The 15,866-nt window shown below is 36.5% G+C and carries 11 protein-coding genes; 3 read left to right on the top strand and 8 right to left on the bottom strand.

Annotation, left to right across the window (positions count from 1 at the left end; genetic code table 11):
- The gene (gene rsmA, locus KKG99_01620) at nucleotides 1–777 is read left to right on the top strand and encodes a 16S rRNA (adenine(1518)-N(6)/adenine(1519)-N(6))-dimethyltransferase RsmA (protein ID MBU1011679.1); all 777 of its coding nucleotides are present in this window, start codon (nucleotides 1–3) and stop codon (nucleotides 775–777) included.
- A 121-nt stretch (nucleotides 778–898) separates the two neighbouring features.
- Here the strand turns inward: rsmA and KKG99_01615 are convergent, their stop codons facing one another.
- From KKG99_01615 to KKG99_01605, 3 genes are all read right to left on the bottom strand, one after another.
- Complete coding sequence (locus KKG99_01615) at nucleotides 899–1,663, bottom strand: hypothetical protein (protein ID MBU1011678.1); 765 nt, start codon at nucleotides 1,661–1,663, stop codon at nucleotides 899–901.
- A gap of 267 nt (nucleotides 1,664–1,930) precedes the next feature.
- Nucleotides 1,931–5,224 (bottom strand): glycosyl hydrolase, encoded by a 3,294-nt coding sequence (locus tag KKG99_01610; protein ID MBU1011677.1) that lies wholly within the window; start codon nucleotides 5,222–5,224, stop codon nucleotides 1,931–1,933.
- A gap of 63 nt (nucleotides 5,225–5,287) precedes the next feature.
- Nucleotides 5,288–6,535 (bottom strand): NAD(P)/FAD-dependent oxidoreductase, encoded by a 1,248-nt coding sequence (locus KKG99_01605; GenBank protein ID MBU1011676.1) that lies wholly within the window; start codon nucleotides 6,533–6,535, stop codon nucleotides 5,288–5,290.
- A 331-nt stretch (nucleotides 6,536–6,866) separates the two neighbouring features.
- Between KKG99_01605 and KKG99_01600 the strand changes: the two genes are divergently transcribed.
- Complete coding sequence (locus KKG99_01600) at nucleotides 6,867–8,054, top strand: hypothetical protein (protein MBU1011675.1); 1,188 nt, start codon at nucleotides 6,867–6,869, stop codon at nucleotides 8,052–8,054.
- A 200-nt stretch (nucleotides 8,055–8,254) separates the two neighbouring features.
- A complete protein-coding gene (locus KKG99_01595) occupies nucleotides 8,255–8,830 on the top strand; it encodes a hypothetical protein (protein ID MBU1011674.1) in 576 nt (191 codons plus the stop codon).
- Nucleotides 8,831–9,115: 285 nt separating this feature from the next.
- On the opposite strand, the gene KKG99_01590 is transcribed toward KKG99_01595, so the two are convergent.
- From KKG99_01590 to KKG99_01570, 5 genes are all read right to left on the bottom strand, one after another.
- On the bottom strand, nucleotides 9,116–10,966 hold the full coding sequence (locus KKG99_01590) for a YgiQ family radical SAM protein (protein MBU1011673.1): 1,851 nt from the start codon (nucleotides 10,964–10,966) through the stop codon (nucleotides 9,116–9,118).
- Nucleotides 10,967–11,027: 61 nt separating this feature from the next.
- On the bottom strand, nucleotides 11,028–12,074 hold the full coding sequence (mtnA, locus tag KKG99_01585) for an S-methyl-5-thioribose-1-phosphate isomerase (protein ID MBU1011672.1): 1,047 nt from the start codon (nucleotides 12,072–12,074) through the stop codon (nucleotides 11,028–11,030).
- A gap of 51 nt (nucleotides 12,075–12,125) precedes the next feature.
- Complete coding sequence (locus KKG99_01580) at nucleotides 12,126–12,599, bottom strand: hypothetical protein (GenBank protein MBU1011671.1); 474 nt, start codon at nucleotides 12,597–12,599, stop codon at nucleotides 12,126–12,128.
- Nucleotides 12,600–12,633: 34 nt separating this feature from the next.
- Nucleotides 12,634–13,827, bottom strand: a complete 1,194-nt coding sequence (locus tag KKG99_01575; protein ID MBU1011670.1) for an amidohydrolase — start codon at nucleotides 13,825–13,827, stop codon at nucleotides 12,634–12,636.
- Nucleotides 13,828–13,925: 98 nt separating this feature from the next.
- The gene (locus KKG99_01570) at nucleotides 13,926–15,806 is read right to left on the bottom strand and encodes an ABC transporter ATP-binding protein/permease (protein MBU1011669.1); all 1,881 of its coding nucleotides are present in this window, start codon (nucleotides 15,804–15,806) and stop codon (nucleotides 13,926–13,928) included.
- Nucleotides 15,807–15,866: the final 60 nt, after the last annotated feature.

Genomic DNA, 15,866 nt, shown 5'->3' with positions numbered 1-15,866 from the left:
ATGGTACGACCCAAAAAATCACTCGGTCAGCATTTTTTAACAGATTTGCATATTGCTCAAAAAATTGTAAGCAGTATCAGCGACGACGCTGTGAACGTTGTTGAAATTGGCCCGGGAAAAGGAGTTCTGAGCCAGTATTTTCTTCAGAATAAAAAACTCAATATGCGCTATATTGAAACCGACAGAGAATCGGTTGAATATCTAAACATAAAATTTCCTGAAATTACGCCCAATCTGATTCTTGCCGATTTTTTAAAATATGATTTAAAAGCACTTTTTGGGGAGGAAAAATTTTGCATCGTAGGCAATTTCCCTTACAACATTTCTTCTCAGATATTTTTCAAAACACTCGATAATAAAAACCAGGTTCACGAAGTGGTTGGGATGGTTCAAAAAGAAGTGGCAGAGCGGATTGCAGCTCCTCCGGGAAGTAAAACTTATGGTATTTTAAGTGTATTGCTTCAAGCTTATTATACCATCGAATATTTATTTACAGTTAAAGAGGGCGTCTTTTTTCCACCACCTAAAGTAAAATCGGCAATTATCCGTTTAAAAAGAAATGAAGTAAGCTCATTGGAATGCAGTGACAGTGATTTTAAAGCCATTGTAAAAACAGCCTTTAATCAGCGGCGCAAAACGTTAAGGAATGCCCTTAGCACCTTTTCATTTGATATGACAGAGGAAATCGCCCACTTACTTACAAAGCGTGCTGAGCAGCTCTCAGTTGCCGAATTTGTGATTCTTACCAAAGCAACAGGCTATCATTTATCTGAATAAAATAATGAAGGTTTTTGATAAATAATCTCTAAGATTATGAACTAACTTGCAAAAAATGACTAGTCAAAAAATTAAAGCTTTCAGATTAAAAAGTGAGTTTTATTTTACTTGTTTACACACATTATTCCTCAAGAGATTTAGCCAACATTATGCCCCAATCTCCTCCTGCCTTCTTCATCATAATTTTCATCAATTCTATCTTCGAAGTAGATTCCAATTGAATACATTCATCTAGACTTTGATCTTGAATATATGCATTGTTTTTAGGATTCCTAATAAAATCCTGAACAATGACTTTCCCGATTTTCTGAAATTCGTGATAATAACAATAATTAAAGCCAAAATTAATTCGAAATGATCCTATAAAATGAACTGTTCCAGATGGCACTATTGAAGAAATATTTGTATTCAAACAGCTTTTACATTCTACTGGATTAGTAAAAAATGTTTCCTCTTTCCGTGTTTGTAATTTGGTAATTTTAAAAAATCCGGCAGGAACATTTGTAAATGCAATAATGTATCCATCATTGTGCCCAATTATTTGCATTTTAACATTTTCATCTGCACCTGATTTAGGAGTTGTATACTCAAAAAATGCTCCCAAAATTTCCACAAAATCTTCTCGTAAAACATATGAACTATCCTGACCAACGAAATATTTTTTGACCCCATTTTTATCCATAACATTAACAATGCAGTATCCTTTCTCCTTTTTTTTATTAAGATCAATAATCCTTCCGTAAAGTTCAACATAACAAAATACTATCGATCTGGAATCATCTGTTTTAGTAATCTTCAAAGCAGTTTGACCATGAATACTCTGAATGAATAACAGATTAAGAATTATAAAAAAGACCAAGTTGAAAATTAAAAAATGCCTTTTCATGTTGTATGATATTTCTCTGTTTTGACAAACTAACCATACGCAATTATACAAATATAATCAAACTTTTATCAGATTCAAGTTATCATAAGAATATAATAAAGATAATTGTTAATGCCCTAATAATAAACAAACTAACGTTAACCACTGTAATAATTAGAAACATCATTGTACGTCTTTTTTTCCCTTAAGTTAATTGTATATTTTGTTCGATAAAAAAGAGATGATCCCAACCGGAACCATCTCTTTAAAATTGTTACTGAACAATTATTATTTCACCCAAGCAGGCAAGCGACCCGGTGTAAATGGAACACCATATTTGTCTAACTCAGCTTCGAGTTTTAAGATATCAACTTCCAATATCACTTTAATTCTGTCGTAAACAGGTTTCAAAGCTTCTTTTGCAAGTTGCATTTGTTCTTTCATGGTTTGCGTAGGACCGGTAGTCGATCTGAATGTACCATAAGCTGCTACACCTAAATATTCATTTATTGAAGGAGGTGCAGGCCAGTTTTCTTCCTGACTGGCTTTCGCTTGCTGACCATTAAATTTCCATATTATATCATTCAGTTCTTTTTCTAAAACCGATGCTTTGGACATCAATTCATAAGGAACATTTGGCATATTGTTAACTGCTTGCTTCACATATTGAACCCTGGTCATTAATTCGTTGGTTATAGATTGTGTTCCATTAGCCAAATTTGACAATTGTGCTACCTCATTTTGGAAGGCCAATAATTCAGCAGGATCACCGGAAATGGTCACATTATTTAACCTCTTTGTATTGAATGAAACAGGATTAACCAATGAAGTGGTTTTCCCGTCAAAAATCATATCCAAAGACACGGTGTATACAGCCGGCATTACAAGGGCTCCTCCTCCGCCTCCAAATCGTGATCGGCCATCACCACCGGCAACAGGTGTGAATTTATTTCCCGTCAATCTGATGGCTCCGGGTGAAGCGTATCTCAGGTCCCAATTAATCCGATTAATTCCTTTGCCCGGACGTTGGTTTATGGTTCTAACAATGTTGCCTTTTGCATCTCTAACGGTGAATACCAGATAAGGAGCAATTTGATGTTCCTCAGCTCTTAAATCATCCATTGTAGGAGTTGGAATTGGCTTTTTATCTTTGAAAAGTTTTTTCTCCTCATCAGCCCGTTTTTGTTTCAAAGTTTGTGGAACATCCTTTAAATAATAAGTAAACGTAGCACCGTATGAAGGATTTGGAGCAACATAAACATTTGATCCCTGACCAACGTTTTTATTACTTGTTTGAAGATACATTAACGCATCTTTAATTGGGAAAACATGGGCGTTTTTCTTTAAAAGTTCAGGATTTAACTCTCTTAATGGAGAATAATCATCTAAAATGTAGAAACCACGACCGAAAGTTGCCAAAACAAGATCGTTCTCCCTTTCTTGGATCGCGATATCCCTTACCGAAATTGAAGGCAAACCTGAAGCCAGTTTTGTCCAGCTTTCACCACCATTGATGGTAAAATAACAACTGAATTCCGTTCCTACAAAAAGTAGGTCTGGATTAACGAAATCCTGCTCAATTGAATGAACGGTTTCGTTCTCAGGCAAATTGCCGGCAATTGATTTCCAAGTTCTTCCTTTATCTGTGCTTTTTTGAACATAAGGTTTGAAATCATCCCTTAAAATATTGTCAAAAGTGGCAAATACGATGTTAGCATCAAATTTTGAAGGCATGATATCACTAACGTATGTATATTCAGGTACACCAGGAAAACTCTTTACCTGGAACCATTCTTTTCCATCTTGTTCGGATACAGAGATTACTCCATCATCCGTACCAACATAAATCAGGTTTTCCTGCACTTTTGATTCAGCCAAAGAAACACCCATACCAAACAAAGAGGTGGACAAATCTTTTGCAACAGCATCAATGCTCCAGTATTGATCCATTACCGGCCAGGTATTGCGATCAGTTTTTGAGGTAATATCGTCACTTATTACTTTCCATGTATTTCCGCGATCATCACTTCTGAAAACTTTATTGGCAGTCATGTATAAACGGGTAGGAGAATGATGACTGATAAAGAACGGGGCATTCCAGTTCCATTTATAAGTATCTTCCCCTTTTTTTGGAGCAGGTCTTACACTAATTGATTCACCACTCTTTTTATCAAATCGGCCGATATTGCCGTATTGTGATTCAGAATAGACAATATCCGGGTTCCCTGGTTCAATCGCTTGCCAGAAACCATCGCCACCTTGTGTAACAACCCATTCGTCTTGGGTAACTCCCTGTCGGCTGGTATTTTGAGTAGGTCCTCCAAAACTATTGTTATCCTGAGTTCCTCCAAATACCCAATAGAAAGGATAGGTATTATCTGTAGCTACTCTATAAAACTGTGTAACCGGGAGATTAGATTTAAAGATCCATGTAGCGGCATCATCAAAAGTTTCATAAATACCACCATCGCCACCAATCATATAATGCTTGGTATCATTTGGATCAATCCATATGGCATGATCATCCACATGCCGTCCACCATTATTCGATACGGTAGTCCATGTTTTACCCCCATCGAGTGTGACCTTTGTACGGGTCTCAACAGAATAAACTTTATCAACATCTACCGGGTCGCAAAAAATTTCATTATAATATTGCCCACTTGAATGATAAGCGCTCATTTTACTCCATGATTCGCCCCTATTGGTTGAACGGAAGAACCCGCCGGATTCTCCTTCGGCTTCAATAATCGCATAAATCACATCAGGGTTAACCGGGGAAATGGCAAGGCCCATTCCACCCATGTCACCACGCGGTAATCCTGAAGTAAGCTTGCGCCAGGTTTCGCCACCATCGGTTGATTTGTATATTGCCGTTTCGGGGCCACCACCAACTTTGGTATGAACATGACGTCTGCGTTGTTCGGAGCTTGCATACAAGGTATTTGGATCACGAGGATCCATGATCACATTGTTTATCCCGGTATTTACAGAGACATCAATCACTTTTTTCCAGGTTTGTCCACCATCCGTTGTTTTGTATAAACCACGGTCACCGCCCGGTCCCCAGACTGATCCTTCAGCTGCTACAAAAACGATGTCGGAATTTTTTGGATTGATCACGATTCCGCCGATCTGACGCGAATCTTTCAGTCCCATATTTTTCCAGCTTTTCCCACCATCCAATGATTTATAAACCCCGTCGCCATATCCAAGCGCACGTTGATGGTTATTTTCACCGGTACCTACCCAAATTACATTCGAGTTGTTCGGATCCATTACGACCACTCCTATTGAGTATGATCTTTCACTATCAAAAACAGGTGTAAAGGTTGTCCCGTTATTTTCTGTTTTCCAGACATGGCCGCTTGAAACCGCTACATAGTATTCACTATGATTGGCAGGGTTTACGGCAAAGTCAGAAATACGGCCTGAGGTAAATGCAGGGCCAATGCTTCTGAACTTTAATCCGGAAACAGTACTTGATTTTATTTCATCTTTAGAAGCCGGAGGAGTTTCCCCTTTTTTCTTTTGAGCCATCATCGGCCCCGATAAAAGCAGTCCTATCATTATAAATATCATAGGAATTGCTTTGAAATTGATAAAGTTTGATTTTTTCATTTTGTTTGTTTTAATTATTTTGATTTATTGTTTTAATATTTCCTGAGCCATTAAATGGCCATGGGCAGTAGCATATATAATCGAACGGGTATAACCTGAGCAATCACCGATAAACTTCAGATGAGGGAAGAGCTCATTATTTAATGTATTTGAATAAAACTTAATTTCGGGTGCATAAACCAGATTATCTGCATTTGAAATTCCCGGTACAACTTCATTCAAATTCTCGATAAAATCAATAATACTTTCAATTACCCTCCTCGGATACGCAAGGTTAATATCTCCCAAAATAAAATTGTTAGGATTTAAGGTTGGTTGTACCCGATATAAATTTTTTGTTCTTTTTGAATCGACAAAATGACTATAGGTTTGCAGGATTACTTTATTGCCTGCCAAAAGATTCGTTAACTTGGCAATATGTGAACCATAACCGATTGGATCGTTAAAGGGTTCTGTCAATTGAACAGTAGTCAGGATAGCAAAATTGGTATTTTTGCTTTTTTCCTTAAGTTTTGAATGCCCGTTAACGGTTTTGAAATCCCCATAATTTTCGGTTACCACATAACCTGACGGATTATTGCAGAAAGTCCTGACCATATAACCGGTACGGCTCTTAATCTTTACTTTAAATTCATACATCTCACGATTCAGGTCTTCCACAATATGGTTGGGAAGCTCGAAACGAATACCTAAATCCACTTTCGTGTCATCAACTACCAATTCCGGATTTGTTGAAATTATTTGTTTGATCAGTTTATGCCCGCTTCTTCCCACGGAAACAACAACCTTTTCAAATTCATATTCCTGATTGATAATTACCGTATTTGGCTGAATTTTTAAGGATTTTACTTCATAATTAAAATGAAAATGAATGTTTTTAGCTGCGGTATACTCTTCGAAAATATTATACAAAACTTCTTTTAACTGATCCGTTCCCAAATGATAAAAATCGGAATGAATGGGGAGAAATCCTTTGCTATAAAAGGCTTTATAATATTCTGGATCGGAAAAGGATTTACCTGTTTCAACCCCGTTGTTTTTTGTTTTACTGATCCAGAAATCGACCAATTGCTTTTGAAGGTGAGCATCTACATCAAGTTCTCCTCCCATCTCCTTCGAAACGAACAATTTTCCATCCGCTCTGATTCCTGAAATACTGGAGGAATAAATGTCTTTGCTTTTTTCAAACACATGAATTTCGATATCATGCGTTTTCATCTGTTCGATAAAACCGATTGCAGCTGCTCCAAAACCGATAATGGCTATTTTCACTTTGGTATTATGTTTTATCCAAAGTTATTAAAAATAGCTTCAAGTTATCCAATCCCTAAATCAAATCGACATTCGATTAAAATCTTAATACCAATGCCTGATTGTTAATATTTTTTACAATTAATTACAAAAAGAATTTGGTATTATTTCAAAGTGGTTATATTTTAAATTTTCACATGCTTTACAAAAGCATGCAAGTTGTTTTCTCCTAGGATTTATTCGATTTTTAAAAAAATTATCCAAAGAGGGTTACCTTTTCTTCTTTTCTGCAATTAATCAATAACCCCCCACATAATAATTTATTTATTTATTAACCTAAACATTTAAAATTATGAGAAAAAAATGGAAGTTAATGATTGGTGCTATAATAATTACAATCATTATGTGTAACTGCAAGAAAAACGGTACAGATTATTTAAATAATGATAACATTCTACTTGAAGGGATTATTTTATTCACTCAAAATGAATTGCAAAAAGCACAATTAAATAGGGGAGAGAGAGAAATGAGTCTGGGTTCTTTTGATTTTGAAAATTTGCATCTAATCGATGATAATATCATCATTTTAAATATTAAAGAAGATGGATTTAAAAATACATTAAATGAAAACAAAAAAGTAATTTATTACATAAAAGAAGGAATTATTATTGGTGGTAGTATAGTTAATTTTAAATCAAATCATTCTATAGAATATATTGAAACTATATTGAGTGATATTATTTCTGTCAAATTAATGGAGTTTCTTTATAATGACAAGAAAGATCACACTCTTGATATTAGGAAGGAATTTTCATTTAGAAAAAGCAATTATTCTGGGGAAATAATTTTTACGAAGTTAAATAACAAATTACAACTTGCACTCGAATTAAAAACTGGTGATATTCTATCATCAAAATCACGACAAGGAATAAAAAAATTCAAATCTAATAATTTGAAAGATATTCCGGGTGGACTTCTTCCTGGAGAATGTATTGATTGGTATTTAGTTACAACTTATCATTATGCCGATGGTTCATCGAGAACAACAGAATGGTATTTATATAGTGAGTGTTTCGGTGACGAGAATGAAAGTGGCAACGGTAGTAGTGCAACGAGTAATTTTTTTGATGACGTAAAAGATAAAATAAATATTAATGGTCCTAATGTCTTTAAAGAAATAGTATGTCTAATTAGAAATTTAAGAGAAAGTGGTCAAAAACAATTTGTTACAGATTTGGTGGAAGGTTATTCTGGAAGCTTAAGTTCATATAACATTGCCCAGGTGGAGACATCATATAATAATCATAATGTCGAAATCACTGTTGTTTATGATGACAATCATTTAACAAACCAAATTGGGATACATACGGAAACTCATCTGGGTCAAGTCATGTATCATGAAATTTCAGTTACTGCTGGTATGGATTACACTGGATCTAAACCAAACTTAATATTATTACGATTTGAACCTGAAGATGATGATTTTGCTATGTCTGTATGGCATCATATTACTGGGTTAATATCATTATGGAGTTGTTAGAGGTCAAAATAAAACAAAAGAAAATATATTATATCTAGACTCTTAAATTAATTTAATTAAATTGATTTTTAGCCCTTACAGATATGTTTGATATTAATTAATATTACATTGCTAAAATCTTTACATTAATCTTATTTTTGCTATAGGTTAAATTTCAATCTTTATATGCGAGTGGATTCCATGTCAAAATCTATGCTATCATGAAAAAAATTAGTATTATAATAATTTCAATATTTCTAATCTTTTCCTGTCAAAATATTGATAGTAAAGCTAATGAAAGTAGGATCATCCAATTCGAAAAATTCTTAGGTAATAATAAAGCAAACGCGTTGACTCTAAAAGTAGTTGATTTTGAAAAGTTTTTGCAAACAAATTTATCTGGGATATCAATTGAGAAATCATATGCAAAATATCTTGAAATTATAAAAAGTGGTGAATACGATGAATATAGTTGGAATTACAATGCAACGGAAAAAAAACAAATTAACAAATTATTCGAAAGCAGTGGCTTAAAACAGGAGATTTGGAATTATAATTCTTCATTAACTAATGAAGAATTCCCATTAAAGACATTTAATAAATTCGGGAAATATTTGAAAGGACTGGAGTTGATTCAAGAATCGGATTCAACCATTATAAATTATATTAAAATAAAAAAGGCTATTGGTGATGTCTCAAAGAACATTTTGGCAGACGGACTTCTGAAAAGTAATGCTGATTTTTCAGATTATTTTATTAAGAGAATTATTGTGGTAGAATTTTACCCTGCAAACTAGATATTTAATCCACTGTCACTCTTGCAAATTAGCAATTAGAATTCTTGGGGGTGATACCCTAATGGCATATACGTTCAACGAATCGTAAAAAAATTTAAGTTTATAGAATTCTATTAATTCTTATGGGGTGATACCCTAAGGGTATCACCCCATAAGAACAGCCTTTTGGTCATTGAGAAATTACTTCAAAATTATTTTTTATTCGACTAAAGCTTGGTCGCTAAATCGGGTTGGTTCAATTTATCAAATTAGGGGTGACACCCTAAGGGTGTCACCCCTAATAATTTATTTTTTATTCGATAAAAGCTTAGTAGCCAAATCGGGTCGGTTCAATTTGTCCAAGGTATTTCGAATCCACTGCCAATTCTCACGTTTGTACCAAAAGAAGAATTTCTTTTGGTTCAATTTTTCATCTTTGGTGCGCGCCGTATATACCTCTTTCATGGTATAAGGATCGATCCCCGAATAGTAAATTACGGTTGCAAGAGTCATAGGGGTTGGGGTAAAATCCTGCACCTGCTCCAGTTGGAACCCCAGTTCTTTGGTGTCGACAGCCAATTCGGCCATTTCAACGTTTGTGCTTGCAGGGTGGCTCGATATAAAATAAGGAATCAATTGCTGCTTTAATCCCGCTTTCGCATTTGCCTGATCAAATATTTTTTTGAACGAATGAAAATGGGTAAATGATGGTTTCCGCATTTGTTTTAAAACCGGCTCGGAAGTATGTTCGGGTGCTACTTTCAATCGGCCCGAAACATGATTTTTCACTACCTGATCGATGTATTCGTTATAGCCGTTCTTTTTGGTCTCTTCTGCAGGGCGATCAACCAGCATATCATATCGGATACCACTTCCAACAAAGGCTTTTTTAACTTTCGGATGAGCGGCTGCCTTTCGGTAAATATCGTTCATGGGATGATGATCCGTATCCAGATTCGGACAGATTTTGGGGAAAATACAACTGGGCCGCAAACAACTATCACAAATCCCCTGATGAATCCCCTTCATCTTGTACATGTTTGCCGAAGGCCCACCCATATCGCTGATATAGCCTTTAAAATCGGGCATTTGCGTAACAGCTTCCACTTCTTTCAAGATCGATTTTTCGGATCGGCTGGCCACAAATTTTCCCTGATGGGCCGAAATGGTACAAAAGCTACAACCGCCAAAACATCCCCGATGTGTATTGATCGAATGCCTGATCATTTCGTAAGCCGGAATCGGACCTCGTTTTTTGTATTTTGGGTGGGGCAAACGGGTATAAGGCAAGTCAAAAGACGCATCAATCTCTATTTCAGTCATCACAGGAAAGGGAGGATTTACAACCAGCATTTGCTTTCCAACTTTCTGAACAATACGACGCGCTTGCACTTTGTTAGATTCCTGCTCAATAATTTTAAAATTACTTGCGTAAGCTTTCTTGTCTTTTAAACAATCTTTATGCGAATTAATTTCCACAGTTGCACAATCCGAAATCGGCAATTCCATTGTTTCATCCTGCAAAAAAGCAGTCTGACGAATGTCTTTAAGTTTCTGAATTGAATGGTTGTTACTTAGTCGGACAAGTATTTCTTTTAAAGCCTGTTCGCCCATTCCGTAGACAAGCAAATCAGCTTTGCTCTCTTCCAAAATGGAAGGTTTTAACTGATCCGACCAATAATCGTAATGGGTAACCCTGCGCAATGAAGCCTCTACCCCACCAATAACAACAGGGATATCCGGATAAATTTTCTTTAAAATATTTGAATAAACAACGGTAGCATAATCAGGCCTAAATCCGGCTTTACCATCCGGTGTATAGGCATCGTTCGAACGGAGCCGTTTGTTGGCAGTATAATGATTAACCATCGAATCCATACATCCGGCAGTTACACCAAAAAATAATCTGGGTTTGCCAAGTTTTTTAAAATCGCGCAAATCATCCTGCCAGTTGGGTTGGGGAACAATGGCAATTTTAAATCCGGCCTGCTCAATAATACGGCTAATTACGGCATGACCAAATGAAGGATGATCCACATAAGCATCACCTGAGAAAAGGATTACATCCAACTGATCCCAACCCCTTCTTTTAACCTCTTCGAGTGTGGTTGGAAGCCAATCAGTAATGCTGTATTTTGAAATAGGTTGCTCCGTCATAATCGGTCAAAATTACAAATTATTTAGAAGCATTCTATCTTTAGACGGAAAATCCTTGAAACTAGCTTTTACAAACCTTTTTAATAGACTGAACACAGGGCTTGATAATGCCTTTTTCGGTAATAATTCCCGTGATGTATTTGGCAGGGGTAACATCAAAAGCAGGGTTTTCGGCAGGTGAGCCCATGGCTGCAACCCTGATCCGGCTAACATTTCCATTGGCATCCATCCCGGTTTGGAATAATACCTCTTCCTCACTTCTATTTTCGATTTTGATATTTTGTCCACTTTTGCATTCAAGGTCGAACGTAGAAGTAGGTGCCGCTACATAAAAGGGGATATCATATTCTTTTGCAATAATGGCTTTTTCCAAGGTGCCAATTTTATTGGCCACATCTCCATTAGAGGCAATTCGATCGGCTCCAACAATAACCATGTCCACTTTTTTCTGGGACATGAAGTGTGCAGCGGCATTGTCGGGAATGATCACATGCTCGATTTTTTCATTTTTGAGTTCCCAGGCAGTCAGTTTTGCTCCCTGGTTCCGTGGACGGGTTTCATCCACATAAACAAAAATTTTTTTTCCTTCTTTATTTGCATAATATATTGGCGAAAGTGCTGTTCCATAGTTTACAAATGCCAGCCAACCTGCATTACAATGAGTTAAAACCCTTGTTTCATCACCAAATAATTCGGCACCAAACTTACCAATCATCCTTGAATCACGTGCATCTTCTTCGGCAATGAGTTGGGCTTCTTTTACTGCATTTTCTGCTGAATTCTTCCCTGCCTTGAACACCCTGTCCACTGCGTAAAATAAGTTTCTGGCAGTGGGGCGCGTATCTTCAATTTCTTCTCTGGCCTGAACAATAAAATCCCAATAACCATTCACAGGGGCATGCATGAATGCCTGGGCCATGGCAAAACCGGCGGCAGCCCCCAAGGCCCCTGCTCCGCGAACGGTCATTGTGGTAATAGCAAAGCAAGTTTCAAAGTAAGAACTTGATTCATGAATTTTAAATTCGAATGGAAGTAAATTCTGCTCGATCATAAAGACCGTAGTTCCTTCCATCCAAATGGTGCGGTATTCCTGACCGTCAACTTTCATTTTATTTCTATGATTTATTTTTCAGAGATTAGTTCAGGTGATCAGATAATTTTAAAACACATATCTAATTGAAAAAGCTCCGGAATCAACCCAAACTCCTGTGTATCCAATTAAGTTAAAAGCTGGTTTCCAATCAAGTGAAATACTTAGAGGGAACTCCGGAAAAGTATACTCAATCCCCAAAACTGCATCCACTCCAACAATCGGAGAACTTACATCCCCTTCAACCCACCATGAAGCATGTTTTGGCGTATTCCATATACCCACATGTCCTCCGGCACCATAATACCAATTCAACCCTTCGGTATTGAATTCATTGTCAAACTCATAAAGTGCGGTAATGATCATTCCGCCCCATCTGGCCGCAATTATTCCTTCAATGGCACTAGATGAACTTACATAGTGCTTAATGGTTAACCCATTGGACAAACCACCCCTGAAACCAATACCGGTATTATAATTTTGGGCATCCACCGAAACCGAAAAGGCTATTAATAGCATCAGTCCAAAGACAAATTTTCTCATTTTTTAAATTTATTTTATTACAGAATTTTTCAAATTAATGCATCAGCTCGCTTATTGCAAACCAGGCCATCAGGCCCATTCCTACTTCCAGGCTTGATTCATCAACATTGAAAGTTGAAGTATGCAAACCGGAATTTATTCCTTTTGCATCATTTTTCACTCCCAGACGATAGAAACAACTTGGCACTGCCCGAGCAAAATAAGCAAAGTCTTCAGCAGTCATTCTTAAATCCAGCTCAACAACATTTTCTTCTCCCAAATATTCTTTGGCGTAATTAAAACTTCTGCCTGTCAAAGCCTCATCATTTACCAAAAAAGGATATCCTTTGTCGATAAATACTTCACAATCTCCCCCATAGGCCTGAGCGATAGATTTGGCCATAGTTTCTATTTTTTGATGTGCCAATGCACGCCAATCTTCATCAAAGGTTCTGAAAGTACCTTTAAGTGTTACTTCATTAGGGATCACATTATAAGCTCCATCGGCAATAAAGCGCCCAAAAGATAAAACTGTTGGAACATTAAAATGTGCATTTCTGCTTACGATTTGTTGCATCGCTACAACAATTTGAGAGGCGATAAGTACCGGATCGATCAAAGCATAAGGGATAGCTCCATGACCACCTTTGCCTTTAACCGTAATATTAATTTCATCGGCCGAGGCCATATATTTACCAGCTCTGATTCCTATTTTACCTGCTTCTAAATCGGGGTAAACATGCTGCCCAAACATAAACTCTGGTCGGGGATTTTTTAGGACTCCAGCTTCAATCATCGGCTTAGCCCCACCCGGAATTTTTTCTTCGGCAGGTTGGAAAATTAGTTTAACCGTACCTTCAAATTCACCTTTTAAATCATTTAAAATTTTAGCTGTTCCAATTAATGAAGAAGAATGAACATCATGCCCACAAGCATGCATCACTCCGGGGTTTAAAGATTTATAAGGAAGATCATTTTTTTCGTGAATAGGCAATGCATCAATATCGGCACGCAGGGCAATCACTTTTTTGTACGGGTTTTTGCCTTTAATAATCGCAACCAGGCCTGTATTAAAAATTCCTGTCTGAACCTCTATTCCTAAATTTCTAAGCTTATCTGCAATATATTCAGCTGTTTTATACTCTTGATTTGATAATTCAGGATTGGCATGTAAATGCCTCCTGATTTTTATTAATTCATCCTTATAATCAGATGCGATCTTTTTTATTTTCTCTTTTAATAATTCCATATAATAAAATATGAGGTGGTAAAATTACATAATTTGCACATTCCTAAACAAATTTGCGTTTGTACACTTATAAACAATTGAAGATTAAACCAGATTAATCAGGCAAAAGATTGCAGGTCGAACAACCTTTTGTAAACTCCACCTAGCGCCAATAATTCGGCATGTTTTCCTCTTTCAACAATCTCCCCTTTACTGATCACAACAATTTCATCGGCAAATTGAATGGTAGACAGACGATGCGCAATAACGATGGAAGTACGGTTTTGCATGAGTTTCAAGAGCGCATCCTGAACCAAACGTTCAGATTCTGTGTCAAGTGCCGAGGTGGCTTCATCCAAAATAAGAATTGGTGGATTCTTCAAAACGGCCCTCGCAATGCTAATTCGCTGTCGCTGACCCCCGGAGAGTTTTACACCCCGATCACCAATATTTGTATGGTATCCATTCTCCATTTTTGAAATGAATTCATGCGCATTGGCTACTTTTGCAGCAGCAATCACATCATCTTCATTTACATTTTCGATACCCATGGTAATATTTCCCATCACCGTATCATTGAAAAGGATGGTCTCCTGCGAAACTATTCCCATGAGTCCTCTGACATCGTCGATTTTAAATTCTTTTAAACAGGTGCCGTCAATTAATATTTCACCTGAGACACAATCGTAAAAGCGGGGCAATAAATCAACAAATGTAGATTTTCCACCGCCTGAAGGTCCAACCAGCGCAATGGTTTTTCCTTTTTCAAGTTTTAAAGAAATATTTTTAAGAACGACAGTTTTGTCGTAAGAAAAACTGACATCTTTATATTCAACTGCCGATTTAAATTCACTGATTGTTTTTGGATTTTCGATTTCCACGATGACTTCTTCGGCATCTAATACTTCATGGATCCGCTCCACGGAAGCTCCCCCTTTCTGAATATTATAAATAGCTGTAGTCATTGATTTGGCAGGAGGCATTAGTTGAGAAAAAATGATCAAATAAGTCATGAACATAGCCGCATCGAGCTCGGTTTCAGGACTGAGAACCAGTCGGCCTCCATACCATAATACGATGACCATCACGATAGAGGATAAAAACTCACTTATTGGTGAAGCCAAATCACGTTTACGGTATAAACGTATCATTGTTCGGGTATAATACTGATCGGAAGTTTTAAAATTATTATCACTGAGATTGATGGCATTAAATGCTTTGATGATCCTTAAACCTGAAATGGTTTCTTCGATGATCGACAGGAGTACTCCTAACTGTTTCTGCCCCTTCACAGATGATCTTTTCAGACTTTTGCCAATCCTGCCAATAATAAAACCACTGATTGGAAATAAAACCAACACAAATAAGGTAAGTGGCGCATTGATTACCATTAGGGCAATTAAATAAACGATGATATTGATCGGATCACGAAACATCATCTCCAATGAACTCATAATTGATACTTCAACTTCCTGAACATCAGCTGTCATACGAGAAATAATATCTCCCTTTCTTTGCTCGCTATAGTATGAGAGTGGAAGAATCAATATTTTGCGATACAATTTATTTCTGATATCCCTTACAACATTACTACGTATTGGGGCTAAATAAAACAAAGCGAGGTAACGGAACAGATTTCTGAGAAAGAAAAGCACTACTATCAAGATACAAATATAGAGCAACACCTGCATCTCTCCCTGCTTCACGATTAACATTTCTATCTGATAGTAAAGATATTCCTTAACCGAATTAAAATACTCCTTCAGTGAATTGAAATTATAACTAACGATTTCAATAATTTCAACTGGAACTTTATCTTCAGCAATTTCAGCACCTTTTTCAGAAAGATCGGCTGTTTTAAAAAGAATATTTAAAACCGGAATAAATAAAGTGAACGAAGCTAAAGAAAACAGAATGGCTAAAATATTGAATCCTATATTTAGCAAGGCTTTACCCCAATAAGGAATTATATATCTTAATATTTTGATTAGATTCTTCATTAAATGCAAATATAATTAAAATGCCATATAGGCGTTCTTTCTACTTTGTTTATCTTTACT

The organism is Bacteroidota bacterium, assembly GCA_018816945.1.
In the GTDB taxonomy this organism is placed as follows: Bacteria; Bacteroidota; Bacteroidia; order Bacteroidales.
This window is presented reverse-complemented; position numbering and strand designations above follow the sequence as displayed.

Bases quoted from the DNA above. Each gene is read 5' to 3' on its own strand.
- rsmA (MBU1011679.1), top strand. From the start codon at position 1: ATGGTACGACCCAAAAAATCACTCGGTCAGCATTTTTTAACAGATTTG.
- KKG99_01615 (MBU1011678.1), bottom strand. From the start codon at position 1,663: ATGAAAAGGCATTTTTTAATTTTCAACTTGGTCTTTTTTATAATTCTT.
- KKG99_01610 (MBU1011677.1), bottom strand. From the start codon at position 5,224: ATGATATTTATAATGATAGGACTGCTTTTATCGGGGCCGATGATGGCT.
- KKG99_01600 (MBU1011675.1), top strand. From the start codon at position 6,867: ATGAGAAAAAAATGGAAGTTAATGATTGGTGCTATAATAATTACAATC.
- KKG99_01595 (MBU1011674.1), top strand. From the start codon at position 8,255: ATGAAAAAAATTAGTATTATAATAATTTCAATATTTCTAATCTTTTCC.
- KKG99_01590 (MBU1011673.1), bottom strand. From the start codon at position 10,966: ATGACGGAGCAACCTATTTCAAAATACAGCATTACTGATTGGCTTCCA.
- mtnA (MBU1011672.1), bottom strand. From the start codon at position 12,074: ATGAAAGTTGACGGTCAGGAATACCGCACCATTTGGATGGAAGGAACT.
- KKG99_01580 (MBU1011671.1), bottom strand. From the start codon at position 12,599: ATGAGAAAATTTGTCTTTGGACTGATGCTATTAATAGCCTTTTCGGTT.
- KKG99_01575 (MBU1011670.1), bottom strand. From the start codon at position 13,827: ATGGAATTATTAAAAGAGAAAATAAAAAAGATCGCATCTGATTATAAG.
- KKG99_01570 (MBU1011669.1), bottom strand. From the start codon at position 15,806: ATGAAGAATCTAATCAAAATATTAAGATATATAATTCCTTATTGGGGT.